The 18536-nt window shown below is 72.3% G+C and carries 21 protein-coding genes and 1 pseudogene; 13 read left to right on the top strand and 9 right to left on the bottom strand.

All coding sequences use genetic code 11. From position 1 onward, the window contains the following. Positions 1-9: 9 nt before the first annotated feature. Positions 10-1725 (top strand): serine/threonine-protein kinase, encoded by a 1716-nt coding sequence (locus ICC28_RS17885; RefSeq protein WP_188289731.1) that lies wholly within the window; start codon positions 10-12, stop codon positions 1723-1725. On the opposite strand, the gene ICC28_RS17880 is transcribed toward ICC28_RS17885, so the two are convergent. Further along, the gene (locus ICC28_RS17880; protein ID WP_188289589.1) at positions 1671-2465 is read right to left on the bottom strand and encodes a hypothetical protein; all 795 of its coding nucleotides are present in this window, start codon (positions 2463-2465) and stop codon (positions 1671-1673) included. The genes ICC28_RS17885 and ICC28_RS17880 overlap by 55 nt on opposite strands. A gap of 7 nt (positions 2466-2472) precedes the next feature. Beyond that, a complete protein-coding gene (locus ICC28_RS17875; protein WP_188289588.1) occupies positions 2473-3522 on the bottom strand; it encodes a LacI family DNA-binding transcriptional regulator in 1050 nt (349 codons plus the stop codon). 192 nt (positions 3523-3714) lie between these two features. Here ICC28_RS17875 and ICC28_RS17870 point away from each other — a divergent pair, with 192 nt between their 5' ends. The 3 genes from ICC28_RS17870 to ICC28_RS17860 all read left to right on the top strand — a co-directional run bounded on the left by ICC28_RS17870 (position 3715) and on the right by ICC28_RS17860 (position 6216). Beyond that, positions 3715-4671, top strand: coding sequence for an ROK family protein (locus ICC28_RS17870; protein WP_188289587.1), 957 nt, complete (start codon positions 3715-3717; stop codon positions 4669-4671). Positions 4672-4774: 103 nt separating this feature from the next. Beyond that, the gene (locus tag ICC28_RS17865) at positions 4775-4966 is read left to right on the top strand and encodes a hypothetical protein (RefSeq protein ID WP_188289586.1); all 192 of its coding nucleotides are present in this window, start codon (positions 4775-4777) and stop codon (positions 4964-4966) included. 212 nt (positions 4967-5178) lie between these two features. Beyond that, positions 5179-6216 (top strand): NUDIX hydrolase, encoded by a 1038-nt coding sequence (locus ICC28_RS17860; RefSeq protein ID WP_188289585.1) that lies wholly within the window; start codon positions 5179-5181, stop codon positions 6214-6216. Here ICC28_RS17860 and ICC28_RS17855 read toward each other — a convergent pair. Continuing rightward, the gene (locus ICC28_RS17855; RefSeq protein ID WP_188289584.1) at positions 6186-7247 is read right to left on the bottom strand and encodes a serine/threonine protein kinase; all 1062 of its coding nucleotides are present in this window, start codon (positions 7245-7247) and stop codon (positions 6186-6188) included. The two genes, ICC28_RS17860 and ICC28_RS17855, sit on opposite strands and share 31 nt — an antisense overlap. Before the next feature lie 25 nt (positions 7248-7272). Further along, a complete protein-coding gene (locus tag ICC28_RS17850; RefSeq protein ID WP_188289583.1) occupies positions 7273-8628 on the bottom strand; it encodes a dipeptidase in 1356 nt (451 codons plus the stop codon). Positions 8629-8761: 133 nt separating this feature from the next. On the opposite strand from ICC28_RS17850, the gene ICC28_RS17845 reads away from it, so the two are divergent. Beyond that, positions 8762-10009, top strand: coding sequence for a geranylgeranyl reductase family protein (locus ICC28_RS17845; RefSeq protein ID WP_188289582.1), 1248 nt, complete (start codon positions 8762-8764; stop codon positions 10007-10009). A 29-nt stretch (positions 10010-10038) separates the two neighbouring features. Here the strand turns inward: ICC28_RS17845 and ICC28_RS17840 are convergent, their stop codons facing one another. Next, the gene (locus ICC28_RS17840) at positions 10039-10488 is read right to left on the bottom strand and encodes a nitroreductase family deazaflavin-dependent oxidoreductase (RefSeq protein WP_188289581.1); all 450 of its coding nucleotides are present in this window, start codon (positions 10486-10488) and stop codon (positions 10039-10041) included. A gap of 305 nt (positions 10489-10793) precedes the next feature. Here ICC28_RS17840 and ICC28_RS17835 point away from each other — a divergent pair, with 305 nt between their 5' ends. Continuing rightward, entirely contained in the window at positions 10794-11510 is a 717-nt protein-coding gene (locus ICC28_RS17835; protein WP_188289580.1) for a TetR/AcrR family transcriptional regulator, read from the top strand. Here ICC28_RS17835 and ICC28_RS17830 read toward each other — a convergent pair. Further along, positions 11477-11857 (bottom strand): annotated as a pseudogene (locus ICC28_RS17830) (AfsR/SARP family transcriptional regulator); the annotation flags it as partial. The gene ICC28_RS17835 and the pseudogene ICC28_RS17830 overlap by 34 nt on opposite strands. A gap of 133 nt (positions 11858-11990) precedes the next feature. Between ICC28_RS17830 and ICC28_RS17825 the strand changes: the two are divergent. The 6 genes from ICC28_RS17825 to ICC28_RS17800 all read left to right on the top strand — a co-directional run bounded on the left by ICC28_RS17825 (position 11991) and on the right by ICC28_RS17800 (position 15251). Next, entirely contained in the window at positions 11991-12149 is a 159-nt protein-coding gene (locus tag ICC28_RS17825; RefSeq protein WP_188289579.1) for a hypothetical protein, read from the top strand. A gap of 53 nt (positions 12150-12202) precedes the next feature. Beyond that, entirely contained in the window at positions 12203-13423 is a 1221-nt protein-coding gene (locus tag ICC28_RS17820) for a sensor histidine kinase (protein ID WP_188289578.1), read from the top strand. Continuing rightward, a complete protein-coding gene (locus ICC28_RS17815; RefSeq protein ID WP_188289577.1) occupies positions 13420-14085 on the top strand; it encodes a response regulator in 666 nt (221 codons plus the stop codon). Before ICC28_RS17820 ends, ICC28_RS17815 begins: the two co-directional genes overlap by 4 nt. 158 nt (positions 14086-14243) lie before the next feature. After that, positions 14244-14570 carry a PadR family transcriptional regulator gene (locus ICC28_RS17810; protein WP_188289576.1) on the top strand — a complete coding sequence of 109 codons (327 nt, stop codon included), beginning with the start codon at positions 14244-14246 and terminating at the stop codon, positions 14568-14570. Continuing rightward, complete coding sequence (locus tag ICC28_RS17805; protein ID WP_188289575.1) at positions 14567-14923, top strand: DUF1048 domain-containing protein; 357 nt, start codon at positions 14567-14569, stop codon at positions 14921-14923. The genes ICC28_RS17810 and ICC28_RS17805 overlap by 4 nt, the downstream gene beginning before the upstream one ends. 1 nt (position 14924) lies before the next feature. Further along, on the top strand, positions 14925-15251 hold the full coding sequence (locus tag ICC28_RS17800; protein ID WP_188289574.1) for a DUF1048 domain-containing protein: 327 nt from the start codon (positions 14925-14927) through the stop codon (positions 15249-15251). Positions 15252-15413: 162 nt separating this feature from the next. Here ICC28_RS17800 and ICC28_RS17795 read toward each other — a convergent pair whose 3' ends face one another. Continuing rightward, positions 15414-15698 (bottom strand): DUF6332 family protein, encoded by a 285-nt coding sequence (locus ICC28_RS17795; protein ID WP_188289573.1) that lies wholly within the window; start codon positions 15696-15698, stop codon positions 15414-15416. 74 nt (positions 15699-15772) lie between these two features. Continuing rightward, positions 15773-17263, bottom strand: coding sequence for an MFS transporter (locus tag ICC28_RS17790; RefSeq protein WP_188289572.1), 1491 nt, complete (start codon positions 17261-17263; stop codon positions 15773-15775). An 85-nt stretch (positions 17264-17348) separates the two neighbouring features. Between ICC28_RS17790 and ICC28_RS17785 the strand changes: the two genes are divergently transcribed. After that, positions 17349-17726: a MarR family winged helix-turn-helix transcriptional regulator gene (locus ICC28_RS17785; protein ID WP_188289571.1), complete on the top strand. Its 378-nt coding sequence runs from the start codon at positions 17349-17351 to the stop codon at positions 17724-17726. Between the two features lie 51 nt (positions 17727-17777). On the opposite strand, the gene ICC28_RS17780 is transcribed toward ICC28_RS17785, so the two are convergent. After that, a complete protein-coding gene (locus ICC28_RS17780) occupies positions 17778-18512 on the bottom strand; it encodes a maleylpyruvate isomerase family mycothiol-dependent enzyme (protein ID WP_188289570.1) in 735 nt (244 codons plus the stop codon). Positions 18513-18536 lie beyond the last annotated feature (24 nt).

The following is an 18536-nucleotide window of genomic DNA, read 5'->3' as shown; positions in this document are numbered from 1 at the left end:
GGGGCAGCGGTGTCATCGGGGGAGTACGGAGAGACGGACGAGGTCGGGCGGCGGCTGGCCGGGCGCTATCGCGTCCTGGCGCGGCTCGGGCGCGGCGGCATGGGTGTGGTCTGGCGGGCCCTCGACGAGGTCCTCGGCCGCGAGGTCGCCGTCAAGGAGCTGCGCACCTACACCGACGCCGGCGGGCCCGAACTCGCCGACCTGCGCATCCGCATGCAGCGCGAGGCCCGTGCGGCGGCCCGGGTGCGCCACCCCGGCGTGGTGGCCGTGCACGACGTCACCGAGGTCGACGGACGTCCGCTCATCGTCATGGAGCTCGTCGACGGCCCCTCCCTGGACGACGTGCTGCGCGAGCGGGGCACCCTCGACCCCCGCGAGGTGGCCGGGATCGGCGCCCAGGTCATGGAGGCGCTGGCCGCCGCCCACCGCGTCGGCGTCCTGCACCGGGACGTCAAGCCCGGCAACATCCTGCTCGACCGCTCCGGCCGGGTCGTGCTGACCGACTTCGGCATCGCCACGATGGAGGACCCGGGCGACGGCTCGGCCACCCACCTCACCCGCAGCGGCGAGCTCGTCGGCTCCCTGGACTACCTCGCGCCCGAGCGCGCCCAGGGCGCCCAGCCCGGCGCCGCCTCCGACGTGTGGGCGCTCGGCGCCACCCTGTACGCGGCCGTCGAGGGCGCCTCGCCGTTCCGCCGCACCTCGACGTTCTCCACCCTCACCGCGATCGTCACCGAGCCGCTGCCCGAGCCCCGCCTGGCCGGGCCGCTCGCCCCCGTCCTGCAGCGGCTGATGGACAAGCGGCCCGAGGGGCGCCCGGAGGCCGACGCGGCGCGCGAACTGCTGCAGGCGGTCGCCGACGCCGGCGGCACCGACCCGCCGACGACGGCCCTGCGCGGTCCGGCTCCGGCGCGCGCGGAGACCGAGCTGAGCGTTCCGGCCGTGCCGCCGGGGTTCGGGCCGCCCCAGGTCCCGGTGCAGGGCGCGCCGGCGGCCCACGCGTCCGCCGCCCCGCAGGACCCCGCCGTCACCGGCCCCATGAACGCCTCGCGCGCCGGCCGCCGCAAGGGCCGCGCCCTCCTGACCGCCGCGGCGGTCACCCTCGTCCTCGCCTCGGCCGGTGCCACGGTCGCCGTCCTGAGCAGCACGGACGAACCCCAGGCGGTCGAGCAGCCCGCCGGGGTCGCGAGTTCCGCGGGCGAGCCCTCGAAGAACGGCCCCTCGGCCGACTCCATGGCCACCCCGAAGTCCCCCAAGGGCAAGGAGAAGACCCCGGGCGCGACGAGCACCCCCACCGACGGGTCCGGCACCGGGCCCGCCGAGCGCCCCTCCGCCTCGTCGCCGACCGAGACCTCCGGCAGCGGCAGCACCGGAGGCGGCGGCACCACGGGCGGCGACGGCGGTACGACCGGCGGGGGTGGCTCCACGACCCCGGCACCCGCCCCCGCCTGCGACGCCATCGGCGGCGGCAAGTACAACTGCCAGGTCTGGCAGACCGCCAAGTCCTACACCGCGGACGGCACCGAGGTCGGCATCCTCTACGCCGGTACCAACTACTTCTACTGCCAGCAGAATCTCGGGCGCCGAGAGACCTCCGGCCAGTGGACCAACGTGTGGTGGGCCAAGACCGACGACGACAGCGGCAACAGGAACGTCTGGGTCAGCGACGTCTACATCAAGGGCGGCGACAACGACGGGCCCGTGCCCGGACTGCCGGTCTGCTGAGCGGCCACGAACCGCTCCAGACCGGACGCCGTCACCAGCTTCTCCTCCGCCAGCAGCCGGGTCCCCCGCTCGCACAGCCGCCGGTCGGCGCGCGCCCGCGCACAGAACTCCTCCGGGGTCACGCCGAACAGCTCCCGCAACGCCGCCGACTCCAGCAGGAGTTCGGTGAGCAGCGCCCGCTGGCCCGGGTGGTCGCGCGGCGCCGAGGTGCCGTCGTGCAGGACGCCGTGGCGGTTGACGTAGGCGAAGGCACCCGGCAGTACCGTGCCGTCCGCCAGGTCGACGCGCACCTCGGGGCCGGGCAGCCAGACGCGGTCGTAGTTGCCGGTGGGCACCGGCACGCCCTCGCTGGCGTCGACCACGGCGAGCTGCTCGGCGTCGAGCCAGATGACGTACAACTCCCGTACGGCGGCGGGCGCGTCGTACGGGGACGCGGAGATGTATCCCATCCGGCTCACATGCGCCGAGACGCCGATGCCGATGCCCGTGACGCGTGCCTTGACCATCGGGATGGGCGTGGAGATGCCGAACTCGGTCATCTTGTGGCGCAGTTGGCCGGGTGAGGCGTTGGAGCCGACGGCGAGCACCGGCGTGCGCTCCGGGTGGGTCAGCCGGTCCAGCGGCAACAGGCGGTCGCCGTCCAGCAGTCCGGAGTCCGCGGGCCAGGCGCCCGGGTAGAGCAACGGATGATCGCGCGGCGCCTCGGCCAGACCCAGCGCCTCCAGGGTGAGCTCCCGCACGGGCGGCTCAGTCCGCCGGCGGCAGCTCGCCCGAGCCGCGGGTGATCAGCCGGGTGGGCAGCTCGATGCGCTCCGGGGTGACGAGGCTGCCGTCCAACTGGCGGAACAGGCGCTCGGCGGCGGTACGGCCGAGGGCGGCCGCGTCCTGCGCGACCACGGTGACGCCCGGCTGGAGCAGATCGGCCAGTTCGAGGTCGTCGAAGCCGACCAGGGCCACGCGACGGGTCTGCTCGGCCAGGACGCGGATCACGGTGACCGTGACGCGGTTGTTGCCCGTGAAGACCGCGGTGACCGGAGCGGGGCCGGACAGCATCTCCTCGGCCGCGCGGCGCACCCGGTCGGGGCTGGTGGCGCCCAGAGACATCCAGGAGTCCTCCACCGGTATGCCCGCGTCCTCCATGGCCGCCCGGTAGCCGCGCAGACGCTCGGCCGCGGTGTGGATGCGAGGCATGTCGCCGATGAAGCCGATCCGGCGGTGCCCGTGCGCGATGAGGTGGGCGACCCCGTCACGGGCGCCGCCGTAGTTGTCCGACAGGACCACGTCGGCGTCGATCATCCCGGCCGGCCGGTCCACGAACACGGTGGCGACGCCCGCCCGTATCTCGGGCTCCAGGTAGCGGTGGTCGTCGCCGGCCGGGATCACCACCAGTCCGTCCACCCGGCGCGCGCACAGCGCCAGCGCCAGCTCCTGCTCGCGGTCGGGGTCCTCGGCGCTGGAGCCGTTGATCAGCAGCGCTCCGTGCGCGCGGGCCACCTCCTCGACCGCGCGGCTCAGCGGGCCGTAGAACGGGTCCGCGAGGTCCTCGAGGACCAGGCCGATGCTGGCGGTGCGGCCCTTGCGCAGCACCCGGGCGCTGTCGTTGCGGCGGAAGCCCAGGGCGTCGATGGCCTCCTGGACGCGGCGCTCCGTCTCCGGGGTGACCCCGGGCTCGCCGTTGACCACGCGCGAGACCGTCTTCAGACCGACTCCCGCACGCGCGGCGACGTCCTTCATCGTCGGCCGATTGCCGTAGCGGGTCGCGGGGGTGCGGTCTGCCCGGCGGATGGTGTCGGCCACGATACGAGTCCTGTCCTGTCGTCGGCGGGGGGATGCGTCGATTCGTGCTTTGTATGAGGATGTGGCGTCGAGCATAGAGCCTGGACAACGTTGTCAGATCCGGGAGACACTGTCCACCGCACTCTCCGGCCTGCGCCCCACCGCGAGACCGGCCCACCCTTTCCTCATGGTTGACCGGGAGACCTGACTCTGATGCACACCGACCTCGTGGCCGCGCTCGACATCGGCGGAACAAAGATCGCCGGAGGGCTGGTGGACGGCCATGGCCGGATCCTGGTGCGGGCGCAGCGCCCGACGCCGGCGCGGGAGGGCGGTGAGTGCGTGATGGACGCCGTCCAGGCCGTGCTCGGCGAGCTGACCGCCTCCCCGCTGTGGATGCGGGTCGCGGCCCTCGGCATCGGAAGCGCGGGGCCGGTGGACGCCTCCGCGGGCACCGTGAGCCCGGTGAACGTCCCCGGCTGGCGCGAGTTCCCGTTGGTCCGGCGGGTCCGGGAGGCGGTGGGCGGGCTGCCGGTCGAGCTGATCGGCGACGGGGTGGCCATCACGGCCGCCGAGCACTGGCAGGGGGCCGCCCGCGGTCACGACAACGCACTGTGCATGGTGGTCTCCACGGGCGTCGGCGGCGGTCTGGTCCTCAACGGCCGGCTGCACCCCGGCCCGACCGGCAACGCGGGCCACATCGGTCACATCAGCGTCGACCTCGACGGCGACCCTTGCCCCTGCGGCGCGCGCGGCTGCGTCGAGCGCATCGCGAGCGGCCCCAACATCGCCCGCCGCGCCCTGGACAACGGCTGGCGGCCCGGTCCCGACGGCGACACCTCCGCCGCGGCGGTGGCCGCCGCGGCGCGCGCCGGCGATCCGGTCGCGGTGGCTTCCTTCGAGCGCGCGGCGCAGGCTCTGGCCGCCGGTATCGCGGCCACCGCCACCCTCGTCGAGATCGACATCGCCGTCGTCGGGGGCGGGGTCGGCAAGGCGGGCGAGGTGCTGTTCGCCCCGCTGCGCAAGGCACTCGGCGACTACGCCACGCTCTCCTTCGTCCAGCGCCTGGCCGTGATGCCGGCCCAGATGGGCACGGACGCGGGTCTGGTGGGTGCGGCAGCGGCGGCCCTGACGCGGCGGACGGGGTCGGCGACGGGGCTGAGGGTCTGACGGCCCGACGCGACTTCGCAGGAACGTTCATTCGGCCGGCTGCGGAGGGTACGTCTCCGAGCCGGCCCCGTGACCTTCCCCGCGTCGGGCAGTTGAACCGGCCATGAAGAAGCGCAGCATGCTCGCCATCGCCTCCCTGGCCACCGGATTCGTCGTCGCGGCGATCACTCCCTCCCACTCGCTGGGGGAGGAGCTGAAGGACCTCGACGTGAAGGACACCCTCAGCGCCCTCGACAAGACCGTCTCCAGCGACAGCCTGGCCATCGACGACAACGCCCTCGGGCAGAACGGCTGAATGCGGCCGGGTTGAACGGCTGATACGGCCGGGCAAAGCCGCTGACACGGCCGGTCGGGTCGGCTGACGCCGTCGGCGGTTCCGGGTACGACGCCGGGGCTCCTGCTCCCTTGGGCCCCGGCGCACCCGTTTGTGCGCCCCCAGCAGGGGCTGGTTTCCGTGGCAGGGTGGAGCGGGCAAGCCACAGGGGGCCAAGAGAAGAGGGGGAGTCTGTGATCGTTTGGATCAACGGGGCTTTCGGTGCGGGGAAGACCACCGCTGCACGCGAACTGATCGAACTGATTCCGAACAGCACGCTCTTCGACCCCGAGGTCATCGGCGGAGCACTGACCCAGCTGCTCCCGCCCAAGCACCTTGCCGAGGTCGGCGACCTCCAGGACCTGCCGATCTGGCGACGACTGGTGATCGACACGGCGGCCGCCCTGCTCGCCGAGCTCGGCGGGACGCTGGTCGTCCCCATGACCCTGCTGCGCCAGGAGTACCGCGACGAGATCTTCGGCGGCCTGGCCGCGCGCCGGATCACCGTACGACACATCCTGCTGACCCCGGCTGAAACGATCCTGCGGGAGCGAATAACCCACCGGGAGGCCCCCGACGTCCCCGACGGCGAACCCCACACCCCGCAGGGGGCGTTCGACCGTATCGAGTCCTACCGCACCGCCCTGGCCGACTGGCTCACCGCCGACGCCCATCCCGTCGACAACGGCACCCTCACCCCGTACGAGACCGCCGCCCGCATCGCCGAGGCCGTCGCCTCCGGCGCCGTACCCGCCTGCGACATCGTGCAGACGGCCGAGCCCACCTCCGAGACGCTCGCCGCCGGGGTGCTGCTCTTCGACGAACACGACCGGGTGCTGCTCGTCGACCCCACCTACAAGGCCGGCTGGGAGTTCCCCGGCGGCGTCGTCGAACCCGGAGAGGCCCCGGCGCGCGCGGGCATGCGCGAGGTCGCCGAGGAGACCGGCCTGCGGCTGGACGACGTACCGCGGCTGCTCGTCATCGACTGGGAACAGCCGTCACCCCCGGGCTACGGCGGCCTGCGCCTCCTCTTCGACGGCGGCCGCCTGGACTCCGCCGAGGCCGCACGCCTGCTGCTGCCCGGCGCCGAACTGCGCGACTGGCGCTTCGTCACCGAGGAGGAGGCGGCCGACCTGCTGCCCCCCGTCCGCTACGCACGCCTGCGCTGGGCCCTGCGCGCACGCGAACGCGGGGCCGCGCTCTACCTGGAGGCCGGCGTTCCCGCCCCCTGAACCAGCCTCCGCAGCTCCTCGTACGGATACGGAGTCAGCCGACTCTCCTGCACCAGGCGCCGGTTGAAGTCCCCCGTGACGGCGGCGACGGGCGCGTTCCGGACGATGATGTCGGCGGCGGCCCCCGGAATCCCCTCGGGCCGCCGACCACCGACGCACTCCCGCACGAAGACCTCACGCTCCTGCGCGTCGTACCCGTACAGGGCCTTGGCCAGCCAGTTCACCAGATGGGCGGCCGTGTAGCAGACGTCGTAGTCGCGGTGCCGGTCGAAGAACACGCGCTCTTCCGGGGTGAGCGGGAAGCGGGCCGACAGGGCGAGGCCGTAGTCGGCGAGGTAGAGCTGTCGGCCGTCGGTGAGGATGTTCTCGAAGTGGGCGTCGAAATGCAGGAGTTCGTGCTCGCGGAGGAAGTCCGTGATCCCCTTGAGCTCCCGTTCCACCAGGGCGCACGCCGCCTCCGCGCCGTCCTGCGTGCGCAGTTGGGCGTCGAACCAGTCGTGCACCGTGTACGGCACGTACTCCAGGAACAGCACCAGGCTCGCCGAAGCCGTCCGCCGCCCCTCGATGCGCTCACGCACCTGCTGGCTGCCGCCCCAGTAGGCCACGGCCCCCTCCACGTCGGCCAGTTCGGGCGGCAGCGGCTGCGGTTCGTCGGGCAGGACCCGCCAGTGGTGCATCAGCGGGAAGCCCGAGAAGCGGTCGGACAGGACCCAGTTCGTCGTCATCGTGTGGACGGCGAGTTCCCGCCAGGCGCCGAACCCCGGGCTGCCGACGCCGTAGTGGAAGAACGCCGGCAGTCCGAGGAAGTTCGCCGTGGAGCGGACGTTCTCCGGACGCAATTCGGCGTCGGTGAGGGGAACCCGCTTCACGAACACCCGTCTGCCGTCCACCTCGACCAGTGCCGAACGGCCGCCGATCCCGGTGCCCAGCGGTGTGCCCGACGCCACCACCTCCGTGAGTTCGCGGTCGCCGAGGAGCGCGAGGGATGTGGCGACGTCGGAGTGGGCCATGAGGCGCGTGATGCGAGTCATCGCCCCATCCTCGGTGCTACGGCGCTCAGTTCGCCGCGTAATTGCGCAGGAACAGTGCCTCGGCGACCGAGAGGCGCTCCAGTTCCTCGGGGGAGACGCTCTCGTTGGCGGCGTGGATCTGGGCCTCCGGCTCGCTCAGGCCGATCAGGAGGATCTCGGCGTGCGGGTAGAGGGCGGCGAGGGTGTTGCACAGGGGGATGGAGCCGCCCTGGCCGGCGTACTGCATGTCCTGGCCGGGGTAGGCCACCGCCATCGCCTCGGCCATCGCCGCGTACGCCGGGCTGGTCGTGTCGGCGCTGAACGGCTGGCCCTGGCCGACCTGTTCGGAGCGCACCCGCGCACCCCACGGCGTGTGGGCCTCCAGGTGGGCCTGGAGCAGCTTGGTCGCCTCGGCCGCGTCCACGCCCGGCGGCACCCGCAGGCTGATCAGCGCGCGGGCGCTCGACTGCACGGACGGGGTGGCGCCGACGACCGGCGGGCAGTCGATGCCGATGACCGTGACAGCCGGACGCGCCCAGATGCGGTCGGCGACCGTGCCCGAGCCGATCAGCTCCACGCCCTCCAGCACCTTGGCATCCTTGCGGAACTGCTCCTCCGAGTACTGCAGACCGTCCCACGCCGACTCCGGGGCGAGCCCGTCCACCGTCGTCGAACCGTCCTCGGCACGCAGCGAGTCCAGTACGCGGATCAGCGCGGCCAGCGCGTCGGGCGCGGCGCCGCCGAACTGCCCCGAGTGCAGGTTGCCTTCGAGCGTGTCGACCTCCACCCGGACCATCGTCATACCGCGCAGCGTCGAGGTGACCGTCGGCAGGCCGACGCGGAAGTTGCCCGCGTCGCCGATGACGATCGTGTCCGCCTCCAGCAGCTCCGGGTGCGCCTCGGCGTACCGCTCCAGACCGCCGGTGCCCTGCTCCTCCGAGCCCTCCGCGATCACCTTCACGTGCACCGGCACGCCGCCGTTCGCCTTCAGCGCGCGCAGGGCCAGCAGATGCATGATCACACCGCCCTTGCAGTCGGCGGTCCCGCGCCCGTACCAGCGCCCATCCCGCTCGGTCAGCTCGAACGGCGGAGTCGTCCACGCGGACTCGTCCAACGGCGGCTGCACGTCGTAGTGGGCGTAGAGCAGCACCGTCCTGGCACCCGCGGGCCCGGGGAGGTAGCCGTAGACCGACTGCGTGCCGTCCGGCGTGTCGAGCAGCGCCACGTCCTGGAAGCCCTCGGCGGTGAGCGCGTCCGCGACCCAGCGTGCGGCGCCCTCGCTCTCGCTCCGGGGGAACTGGTCGAAGTCCGCCACCGATTTGAAGGCCACCAGCTCGGTGAGCTCCGCCTTCGCCCTCGGCATCAGCGAGGCGACGGTCTCGGCGACCGGATTCGACGACATGGGCACGCTCCTTGTGGGTGCGACGTTGTACCTGTGAGTGCCGTTGATCCTCCCACAGCGGTCTGCGGCGACGTCCGCCGTAGGATGCGGGAGACAGGTGCGGCAGCGGCTTGATCGGGAGCAGTAGACCATCGTGAGCAGCGAGAACTCTTCGGCGGACGACGTGCAGCGGGTGTGGGACGTCGTCGTGGTCGGCGCGGGCCCCGCGGGGGCCTCGGCCGCTTATGCGGCGGCGGTCACCGGGCGGCGCGTGCTGTTGCTGGAGAAGGCCGAGCTGCCACGGTACAAAACCTGCGGCGGCGGCATCATCGGCCCCTCGCGCGACTCCCTCCCGCCCGGCTTCGAACTGCCCCTGCGGGACCGGGTGCACGCGGTCACCTTCTCCCACAACGGCCGTTTCACCCGGACCCGGCGCTCCCGGCAGATGCTGTTCGGGCTGATCAACCGGCCCGAGTTCGACCAGCAGCTCGTCGAGCACGCGCAGAAGGCGGGCGCCGAGCTGCGTACGGGCGTCACCGTCCAGCGGGTCGAGCAGCACGGCTCGGCCGTGCCCGACCGGCGCACGGTCGCCGTCGTCCTCCAGGGCGGCGAAATGCTGCTCGCGCGGGCGGTCGTCGGCGCGGACGGCAGCGCCAGCCGCATAGGAGCGCATGTCGGGGTCAAGGTCGACCAGGTGGACCTGGGCCTGGAGGCGGAGATCCCGGTTCCGGAGACCGTCGCCGAGGACTGGCAGGGGCGGGTGCTCATCGACTGGGGGCCGATGCCCGGCAGCTACGGCTGGGTGTTCCCCAAGGGCGACACGCTGACGGTCGGGGTGATCTCGGCGCGCGGCGAGGGCGCGGCCACCAAGCGGTATCTGGAGGAGTTCATCGGGCGGCTCGGGCTCGCCGGGTTCGAGCCGAGCATCTCCTCCGGCCATCTGACGCGCTGCCGGGCCGAGGACTCGCCGCTGTCGCGCGGCCGGGTGCTGGTGTGCGGGGACGCGGCGGGGCTGCTGGAGCCGTGGACCCGGGAGGGCATCTCGTTCGCGCTGCGGTCGGGGCGGCTCGCGGGGGAGTGGGCGGTACGGATCGCCGAGGCGCACGACGCCGTGGACGCCCGGCGCCAGGCCCTGAACTACGCGTTCGCCGTCAAGGCCGGGCTCGGCGTGGAGATGAGCGTCGGCAAGCGGATGCTGGCCTTGTTCGAGCGGCGCCCCGGGCTGTTCCACGCGGCGCTGACCGGGTTCCGGCCCGCGTGGCGGGCGTTCACCGACATCACCCGCGGGGCGACCTCGCTGGCCGAGCTCGTGCGCAGCCGGCCGATGGCCCAGCGCGCCCTGACCGCGCTGGACCGGCGGCAGGCGGAGGCGCAGGCGCAGGCGGGTGGCGAGGGGGCGTGAGCGGCGAGGGCGGTTCCTGACCGCCCGGGTCAGTGGTTGATCGTGATCCGGAAGACCGGGTGGTCCGGGGCGATGCGGCGCAGGTCTGCGTCGGGGGAGTCGGGTCCGACCCCCTTGAAGAACACGCCGACCTCGGCCTTCCAGCGCTTGAGGTAGGCGCGCAGGAGGGGCACCTTCTCGTCGTCCGGGACCTCCGTCGCGGTGAACACGTCGACCTTCTTGCCGAGGTGCAGCTCGCCGCCGCCGGCCGCGCGCATGTTGTGGGTCCACTGGACGTGGCCGCGCGGGGCGACGAGGTACTGCTCGCCGTCGACGGTCAGCAGGTTCACGGGGGTGGTCCGCCACTGGCCGCTCTTGCGGCCGCGGACGGCGAGGACCCGGGAGCCCCAGACGCTGATGCCGCGGCGGGTCATCCATGCCACGGCACGGTTGAAGACGTTGACGGTGAACCAGCCGGGCTTCTGGACGTGCGTGGACATGGGGAACCCCCAGGGTTGGCGGAAGAGCGTTGCTCTGTTGGGTGAGCGACGCTCTTGTTTGTGAGCACTGCTCTCGCTTGTGCTCCTGAAGTATGGGGCAGGTCGGTGATCCAAAGCAAGAGCGGTGCTCTCGAATGTGTGCGCCGCTCTTGAATGTGGACGCCGCTCTTGTGTGGGCGCTGCTCACGCATGTGCGCACTGCTCTTGTATGCGCGCACTGCTCTCGAATATGCGCACTGCTCTCGTACGAGTGCACCGCTTCCGTTTGCGTGCACCGCTCTCCCTTTCATGCCACACTGCCCCGCATGAGCACCGCACAAGGCGCCCGCGCCCGGGCCAGGATCGAGGTCACCGCCGCCATCAAGGACGAGGCCCGCAGACAGCTCGCCGCCGAAGGCGCGGCCAAGCTCTCGCTGCGCGCCGTCGCCCGCGAGCTCGGCATGGTCTCCTCCGCGCTCTACCGCTACTTCCCCAGCCGCGACGACCTGCTCACCGCACTCATCATCGACGCCTTCAACTCCCACGGCGAGAGCGTCGAGACCGCGCACGAGGCCGCGGCCGATGCCGGACCCGTCCAGCGCTGGATCACCGTGTGCGAGGCCGTACGCGCCTGGGCGCTCGCCCACCCCCACGAGTACGCGCTGATCTACGGATCACCGGTCCCCGGCTACTCCGCCCCCGACACCACCGTCCCCGCCGCCTCCCGCGTCGGCCTCGTCTTCATCGGCATCCTCCGCGACGCGCACCGCGGCCTGGGCCTGGCCAAGCCGACGCTCCCTGCCGAGCTGCGCCCCGAGGCCGAGCGGCTCACCGCCGACTTCGCGCCCGACCTCCCCCCGGAGAACATGACGGCGCTCGTCGCCGCGTGGGCCCAGCTCTACGGCCTCGTCGGCTTCGAGCTGTTCGGCCAGTTCAACCGGGTCGTCGAGGACCGTGAGCCGTTCTTCCGGCACGCCGCGGCCCAACTCGCCCACGGGGTGGGCCTGGTCTACCCCCAGCAGGGAACGACCACCGCGAAGTAGCCGCGGCCCGCACGCCGCCGGAGCCGCGGCGGCGACGGCAGCAGAGCCGGGGCACGGCGCAGGGCCCGCTCGTGCAGGGACCGCAGCGCGGGTCCCGGGTCCGTGTCCATTGCCTCCGCGAGGCGCTGCCGGGTCGCCTCGTACGCGGCGAGGGCGTCCGCCGGGCGGCCGGTGCGGCACAGGGGCGGCGTCAGGAGTTCGGCGAGGCGTTCGCGCAAGGGGCGCGCGGCGGCGAGACGGACGAGTTCGTGGACACGGCCGAAGGCGTGGCCGAGTTCGATCTCGCTCGTCGGCCGACGAGCGCACCCTGCCCGAGCGCACGCTCCCCGAGTGCACCCTGCCCGCGCGCACCTCCTCGCGTACCACCTCCGAGACCCTGCACCGCGCGTTCCCCGCCGAACTCACGGACGCCGTCCAGATCGTCTGTCCTACGCCACCGGAGGCGTCGTCTTCCGCAGGGAGCTCGGCGTCGGCACGGCCGTGACGATCCTCGTCGACGCCACCCTCATCCGGATCCCGCTGCCGCTGCCGCTGCCGCTGACGATGCGGCTCGCGGGGCGCGCCAACTGGTGGGCGCCCCGGCGGCTGCGCCGGTGGCGGGTCAAGGAGGGCCCCGTACTGCGTGGGGAGTATGTGTGATCACCGCGCGCGGGTGACGCCGACCGGCGGTGCGCGCGTCTAGCGTGGCGGTCATGGAGGAGCAGCGTGCACCCGCGGCCGGTTCGTCGCGCCGGTGGCGGACCGGTCCCGCCTGGTGGAGCCGGGAGGGCGACCGGGTCCGGTGGCCCTGGCGGTCCACCGTGCTCGTCACGGCGTTCGTGCTGATCGGTTCGCACTTCGCGGCCGAGAGCCAGGTGGACGAACGCGCGCCCCTGGACGCCTTCGCGCGTCTGCTGCTGCTCGCCGCCGGGGCGCAGCTGCTGTGGCGGCACCGTTATCCGGTGGCGGTCGCCTTCGGCACGGCCGCCGCCGTCATGGTCTACCTGGGCGCCGGGTATCCGTACGGGCCGGTGTTCCTGACCGTGGCGCTGAGCTGCTTCGGCGCGATCGTCGCCGGGCACCGCAGGGCGGCCTGGGCGGCGATGGGCACACTGTGGGCCGGGCATGTACTGGTGGCGCACTGGCTCTACCGCTGGCTGCCGCCGTCCGGGGACTCCGCCGCGCCCTGGGGGCAGGAGATCGTGGTCGCCGCCTGGGTGGTGGCGATCGGGGCGCTGTCGGAGCTGGTGCGCACCCGGCGCGAGCAGTGGGCGCGGGAGCGGGAGGAGCGGGCGCGGGCGGCCCGCCGACGGGCGGACGAGGAACGGCTGCGGATCGCCCGCGAGCTGCACGACGTCCTCGCGCACAGCATCTCCGTCATCAACGTCCAGGCGGGCGTCGGCCTGGCCCTGCTGGACACCGACCCCGAGCAGGCGCGCACGGCCCTGACCACCATCAGGGCCAAGAGCAAGGAGGCGCTCGGCGAGGTCCGCCAGGTGCTCGACACGCTGCGCGCGCCCGGCGCAGCGCCGCGCGCGCCGGCGCCCGGCCTGGGGCGGCTGCCCGAGCTGGTGGCCCAGGCGGCGAGCGCGGGTCTCGCGGTCGACGTCGAGGGCGAGACGCCCCGCCTGCCGCCCGCCACGGACCTCGCGGCCTTCCGGGTCGTCCAGGAAGCCCTCACCAACGTCGTACGGCACTCGGGATCGCGGCACGCGCGCGTGCGCCTGGACCACGACCGCCGGACGCTGCGGATCCGGATCGACGACGACGGGCCCGCGACCGGCGCCGACGCGGGCGGCAGCGGCAACGGACTGGCGGGAATGCGGGAGCGGGCCGCCGCGCTGGGTGGCACGATCGAGGCGGGCCCGCGCCCCGATGGCGGCTTCCGGGTGCTCGCCGCCCTGCCCGTGACCCCCAAGGAGGACGACCGGTGATCCGCGTACTGCTCGCCGACGACCAGTCACTCGTGCGGGCCGGATTCCGGGCCCTGCTCGACGCCCAGCCCGACATCGAGGTGGCCGGCGAGGCCGCCGACGGCGAGGAGGCGGTGCGCGCGGTACGCGAACTCGCGCCCGACGTCGTCCTGATGGACATCCGGATGCCCGTCCTCGACGGACTGGCCGCGACCCGCCGCATCACCGACGACGACCGGCTGAAGGACGTGAAGGTGGTCATGCTCACCACCTTCGAACTCGACGAGTACGTCTTCGAGGCGATCCGGGCGGGGGCCTCCGGCTTCCTGGTCAAGGACACCGAGCCGGAGGAACTCCTGCGCGCGGTACGGGCGGTGGTGGCGGGGGACGCGCTGCTGTCGCCGGGGGTGACCCGCCGGCTGATCGCCGAGTTCGCCGCCCGCTCCAAGGAGCCCGCGGCCGCCGACGCCCTCGCCGAACTCACCGAGCGGGAACGGGAGGTGATGGCCCTGGTCGGCATCGGGCTGTCCAACGAGGAGATCGCCCGTCGCCTGGTGGTCAGCCCGCTCACCGCGAAGACCCACGTCAGCCGCACGATGGTGAAACTGGGCGCCCGCGACCGGGCGCAACTGGTCGTGCTGGCCTACGAGTCCGGGCTGGTGCGGCCGGGCTGGTTGGGCTGAGCCGAACCGCTCGCGATCGGCTACCTCGTACATCGGGACACCGGGCGGGCCCAAGGGGCAGGCCGCGAACCGGAGACGTTGCCGTTCCACTACTCGGTGATACGGTATAGCGGTACTCGTTATCACGTAGTACTGGTTCGGGCCGAGGAGTACCCGCGATGGAAGACCTGACGGAGATGTTGAAGGGCACGCTCGAAGGGTGCGTGCTGGAAATCATCGGCAGCGAGGAAACCTACGGGTACGCCATCACCCGCCAGTTGAACGAGCTGGGGTTCACTGACGTCATCGAGGGGACGGTGTACACCATTTTGTTGCGGCTGGAGAGGAACGGGCTCGTCCAGGTGACGAAACGGCCGTCCGGGGTCGGTCCGCCGCGCAAGTTCTACACGCTCAACGATGCCGGACGCGAGGAACTGGCGAAGTTCTGGGCGAAATGGCAGTACCTCTCATCGCGTGTCAACAGGCTCAAGGAGGGCGGGAGATGAACTTCCGGGAGAAGATCACAGGCAGCGATCTCACCAGGGATTGGAAGGCGTTCGAAGCCCGAGCCGAGGCCCTGCCCGACGACTACCGGGAGGCGTGGGGCCAGATCGTCGCGCATCTCTTCCCCTACGGGGACTTCACCGGCCGCAACCTCACGCCGATTCTCGACTCCGCCCTGGGGCTGCTCGAAGTGTCGGCAGCAGACGGGCAGAGCATCCACGAGGTGCTCGGCGACGACGTCCAGGGCTTCTGCACGGCGCTGGCCGGCGGATCAGGGGCCCGGACTTATCGCGACCGGTGGCGCGAGCAGTTGAACCGGAACGTCGCGAGGAAACTGAGCCGGCTGGGAGGCTGATGTGAGCATCCAAGACATCATCGAAGGCAAGAAGCAGTGGCGGGCGCACGTGGCCCGGGTCAAGGCACTCCCGCCGGACTACCAGATCGTCTACAAGGAGATGCAGAAGTACCTGTTCAAGGTCGGCCCCGTCAGCCTGTCCGACGGAACCCTCCTCCCCGGAATCGTCGACTTCTTCGAGGAGGGCGTCGCCGCGGGCAAGGGAGTTCTGGAACTCATCGGCACCGACGTCGCCGCGTTCTGCGACGACCTGATCAAGGACTCTCCCACCTACGCGGATGCCTACCGGGAACCCATGAGCGGGAATTCCGGCGCGGCCGAGGGGTGACAGCCGGCGCACCGTTCGCGACACTGCCGGGTCCACCACGGCGGGATTCATGGCACCTTCTGCGTCGGCAGCCCAGCTCGGAGAGCCGGGCGGTCGGACGTGTGGTGCGGCCCTGGCCCTCGCCCCTGGGAACGAGGGACATGATCGCCACGTGGGCGCACGTCAACGCGGCTTGCTCGCTGGGGACGTGTCCGCGACCTTTGACGTCCGCCGGAACCGCACCAGCACGCTGATCACCCGGGCCACGAACAGCACCGGCGCCAGGATCAGCCCCGCCCGCAGCAGCGTCACCTCGACCGTCTGCGGCAGGTCGAAGAGGAGCGCCGGGCCGGCGACGGCCCCGAAGACCACCGCCGCCGCGAAGAGGGCGCTGCACAGCGCGTATCCGATCTCCACGGTGTACGCGTCCTGCTCGGCCTTGGTGCGCCGTCCCCCGTATTCGTCCATGCGGGTGAGTCAAACAGGCGTGTGCCCGGCGGGCAAGCGAAACCCGCCGGGCACACGCGGTGGAGGCGGTCCCCCTAGTCGCGGACCGGCACGCGGTCCGTCTCCGCCTCCCGCACGGTGGACTTGGCGACCACGACCGAGCGCCGGGGGCGCCGGGTGCGCAGGCCGGTGAGGGTGATGAGCAGGCCCGCTGCGGCGACGAGGGCCACTACGACGAAGCCGGGGCGGTAGCTGTCGAGGACGGCCTGCGGGGTGGCGTCCTCGGGGGCGCCCGCGGTCACCACCGCGGTCACCACGGCGAGGAAGATCGCGCCGCCCACCTGGACCGAGGTGTTGAGCAGGCCGGAGACCATGCCCTGCTCGTGGTCGTCGACGCCGTTGGTGGCCTGGATGTTGAGCGAGGGGAAGACCAGCGCGCAGGCCGCGCCGATCAGCAGCATCGACGGCAGGATCGCCGCCGCGTACGCCGGGTCGAGGTCGACCCGCAGGAACAGCGCGTAGCCGACGACCATGAGGCCGAAGCCCACCGCGATCAACCGCTGGGTGCCGAACCGGTCGACGATCGGACCGACCTTGGTGGAGGAGAGCGCCACCAGCGCGCCGGCGGGCAGGAAGGCGAGCGCGGTGTGCAGCGCGGACCAGCCGAGCAGCGACTGCATGTACAGGGTGGTCAGGAACTGGAAGCCGACGTACGAGCCGAAGAAGGCGACGGCGCCGAGCTGGGCGCGGATCTGGTTGCCCGAGCGCAGCACGCCGAGCCGGATCAGCGGTCCCGGGGAGCGGCGCTCGACCAGGACGAACGCGGTCAGCAGGACGGCGACGGCAAGGAAGGACAGCAGCGTACGGGCGCCTGTCCAGCCGACTTCGGGGGCCTGGACGACGGTGAAGACCAGCAGGAGCATCGATGCGGTGCCGAGGACGGCGCCGGGGATGTCGTAGCCGTTGTGGTTCTGCTCCCGGGTGCTGCGCGGCAGCAGCTTCAGGCCGGCCAGCAGGGCGAGCAGGGCGATGGGGGCCGGCAGCAGCATGGTCAGGCGCCAACTGGCCTCGGTGAGCAGGCCGGACAGGACCAGGCCCATGGAGAAGCCGGTGGCCGCGCAGGTGGTGTAGAGGGCGAGGGCGCGGTTGCGCAGCGGGCCCTCGGGGAACGTCGTGGTGATGATGGACAGGCCGGCGGGCGCCGTGAAGGCCGCGCTCAGGCCCTTGACGAAGCGGCTGGCGATCAGCAGGGGGCCGGAGTCGACGAGCCCGCCGAGCAGGGAGGCGACGGCGAAGACGCCGAGGGCGACCAGGAAGACCTGACGCCGGCCCAGCAGGTCGGCGGTGCGTCCGCCGAGGAGCAGGAGACCGCCGTAGCCGAGGATGTAGCCGCTGACGATCCATTGCAGCGTCGAGGTGGAAAGGCCCAGGTCGGCGCCGATGGACGGCAGGGCGACGCCGACCATCGACACGTCCAGGGCGTCGAGGAACATCGCGGCGCAGAGCACCAGCAGGGTGCCCCACAGCCGGGGGGTCCAGCGGACTTCCGAGGAGGAGGCCGCGGGGGTGGAGAGCGGAGAGGTCATGCCGCAGACACTACATGCGCATGCATCGAATGCAAATGCATTTAATTACGATGCAACAAATTCGTTTCTCTGCTACGGTGCGGCCATGGCGGCGAAGAAGGCCGAGCAGGCGCTCGTGGACCAATGGCGGGACATCCTTTCGCTGCATGCCCGCACCCAGTGCGAACTCGACCGTGCGCTGCACCAACACGGCCTGTGCGGCAGCGACTTCGAGGTGCTGGACGTGCTGTCGGGCGGTACGTGCCCCCTGCGCGTGCAGGAGATCGCCGAGTACGTCCACCTCAGCCAGAGCGCGCTGTCGCGGCTGGTCGCGCGCCTGGAGAAGGACGGGCTCGTCGAACGCCGTATGTGCCCCGAGGACCGGCGCGGGGTGAAGGTCGCCCTCACGGACAAGGGCCACGCGCTGCACGACGAGGTACTGCCGGTGCAGCGCGCGGTACTGACGAAGATGCTTGCCGACTGAGCGTGGCGCGCGGGTAGTTCTACGTGCCGCTAGTTCTACGTGCCGGTGGTTCTAGCCGATGGCGGACTTCTCCCGCCACAGCGCGGCCACCGAGGCGTCACCGGTCACGTCCGGGAACGGCACCCGGTTCCACAGCGACAGATACAACTGCCCGACGGGTCCGCTCACTTCGCAGTCCGCCTCCTCGACGTCCCCGCGCGCGGCCGCGGGCGGCTCCTGCGTCAGCCGTACCGTCCATGCGGCGTCGGCCATGTCGGTCGCCCGCACCCGCAGCACGCGCGGCTCGGCGGTGCGGGCGCGGCTCCTGGCGCGGGCGTGGAAGCCGAACAGCAACTCCTCGATGCCGTCGGCGGCGAAGTCCGGGGCGACCTCGCTCGGCGTCCCGCCGCGTGCCGCCTCCGCGTCGAAGCGGTGCACCGCCGTCTCGTGCGCCTGCCGGCGGGCCCAGAAGGCGAGCGGCGACGGCGCGGGCAGGAAGTGCCAGCACTGGACGGCGGGCGGGGCGGCGGCGAGGGTGTCGACAAGACGGCGGTGGCCCGCCCGGAACCAGTCCAGCAGTTCGGCCCCGTCGAGCTCGGGCGGGTCGGCCATGGGCCGCGCCGAGGCCTGGCCCTCGGCGACGAAAGCGGTCGCCCAGCGGTGCACCGCCCCCGTGTGCCGCAGCAGATCGCGCACCTGCCACCCCGGGCAGGTCGGCACCTTGGTATCGGTCCCGGTCTCCTCGGCCGCCGCGGCCAGCAAACGGCCCTCCCGATCCAGGGCGTTGAGGAACTCAGCAGTCTTCATGCGGCCGATTGTCCCTGATGGGGC

This window comes from Streptomyces sp. TRM68416, assembly GCF_014596915.1.
Lineage (GTDB): Bacteria > Actinomycetota > Actinomycetes > Streptomycetales > Streptomycetaceae > Streptomyces.
Note: the sequence above shows the minus strand (reverse complement) of the source record. Positions and strands in the feature narration are given on the sequence as shown.

Coding starts and splice junctions, on each gene's coding strand:
- ICC28_RS17870 (WP_188289587.1), top strand. CDS start 3,715: ATGCACACCGACCTCGTGGCCGCGCTCGACATCGGCGGAACAAAGATC.
- ICC28_RS17865 (WP_188289586.1), top strand. CDS start 4,775: ATGAAGAAGCGCAGCATGCTCGCCATCGCCTCCCTGGCCACCGGATTC.
- ICC28_RS17855 (WP_188289584.1), bottom strand. CDS start 7,247: ATGACTCGCATCACGCGCCTCATGGCCCACTCCGACGTCGCCACATCC.
- ICC28_RS17850 (WP_188289583.1), bottom strand. CDS start 8,628: ATGTCGTCGAATCCGGTCGCCGAGACCGTCGCCTCGCTGATGCCGAGG.
- ICC28_RS17840 (WP_188289581.1), bottom strand. CDS start 10,488: ATGTCCACGCACGTCCAGAAGCCCGGCTGGTTCACCGTCAACGTCTTC.
- ICC28_RS17835 (WP_188289580.1), top strand. CDS start 10,794: ATGAGCACCGCACAAGGCGCCCGCGCCCGGGCCAGGATCGAGGTCACC.
- ICC28_RS17820 (WP_188289578.1), top strand. CDS start 12,203: ATGGAGGAGCAGCGTGCACCCGCGGCCGGTTCGTCGCGCCGGTGGCGG.
- ICC28_RS17810 (WP_188289576.1), top strand. CDS start 14,244: ATGGAAGACCTGACGGAGATGTTGAAGGGCACGCTCGAAGGGTGCGTG.
- ICC28_RS17805 (WP_188289575.1), top strand. CDS start 14,567: ATGAACTTCCGGGAGAAGATCACAGGCAGCGATCTCACCAGGGATTGG.
- ICC28_RS17795 (WP_188289573.1), bottom strand. CDS start 15,698: ATGGACGAATACGGGGGACGGCGCACCAAGGCCGAGCAGGACGCGTAC.
- ICC28_RS17790 (WP_188289572.1), bottom strand. CDS start 17,263: ATGACCTCTCCGCTCTCCACCCCCGCGGCCTCCTCCTCGGAAGTCCGC.
- ICC28_RS17785 (WP_188289571.1), top strand. CDS start 17,349: ATGGCGGCGAAGAAGGCCGAGCAGGCGCTCGTGGACCAATGGCGGGAC.
- ICC28_RS17780 (WP_188289570.1), bottom strand. CDS start 18,512: ATGAAGACTGCTGAGTTCCTCAACGCCCTGGATCGGGAGGGCCGTTTG.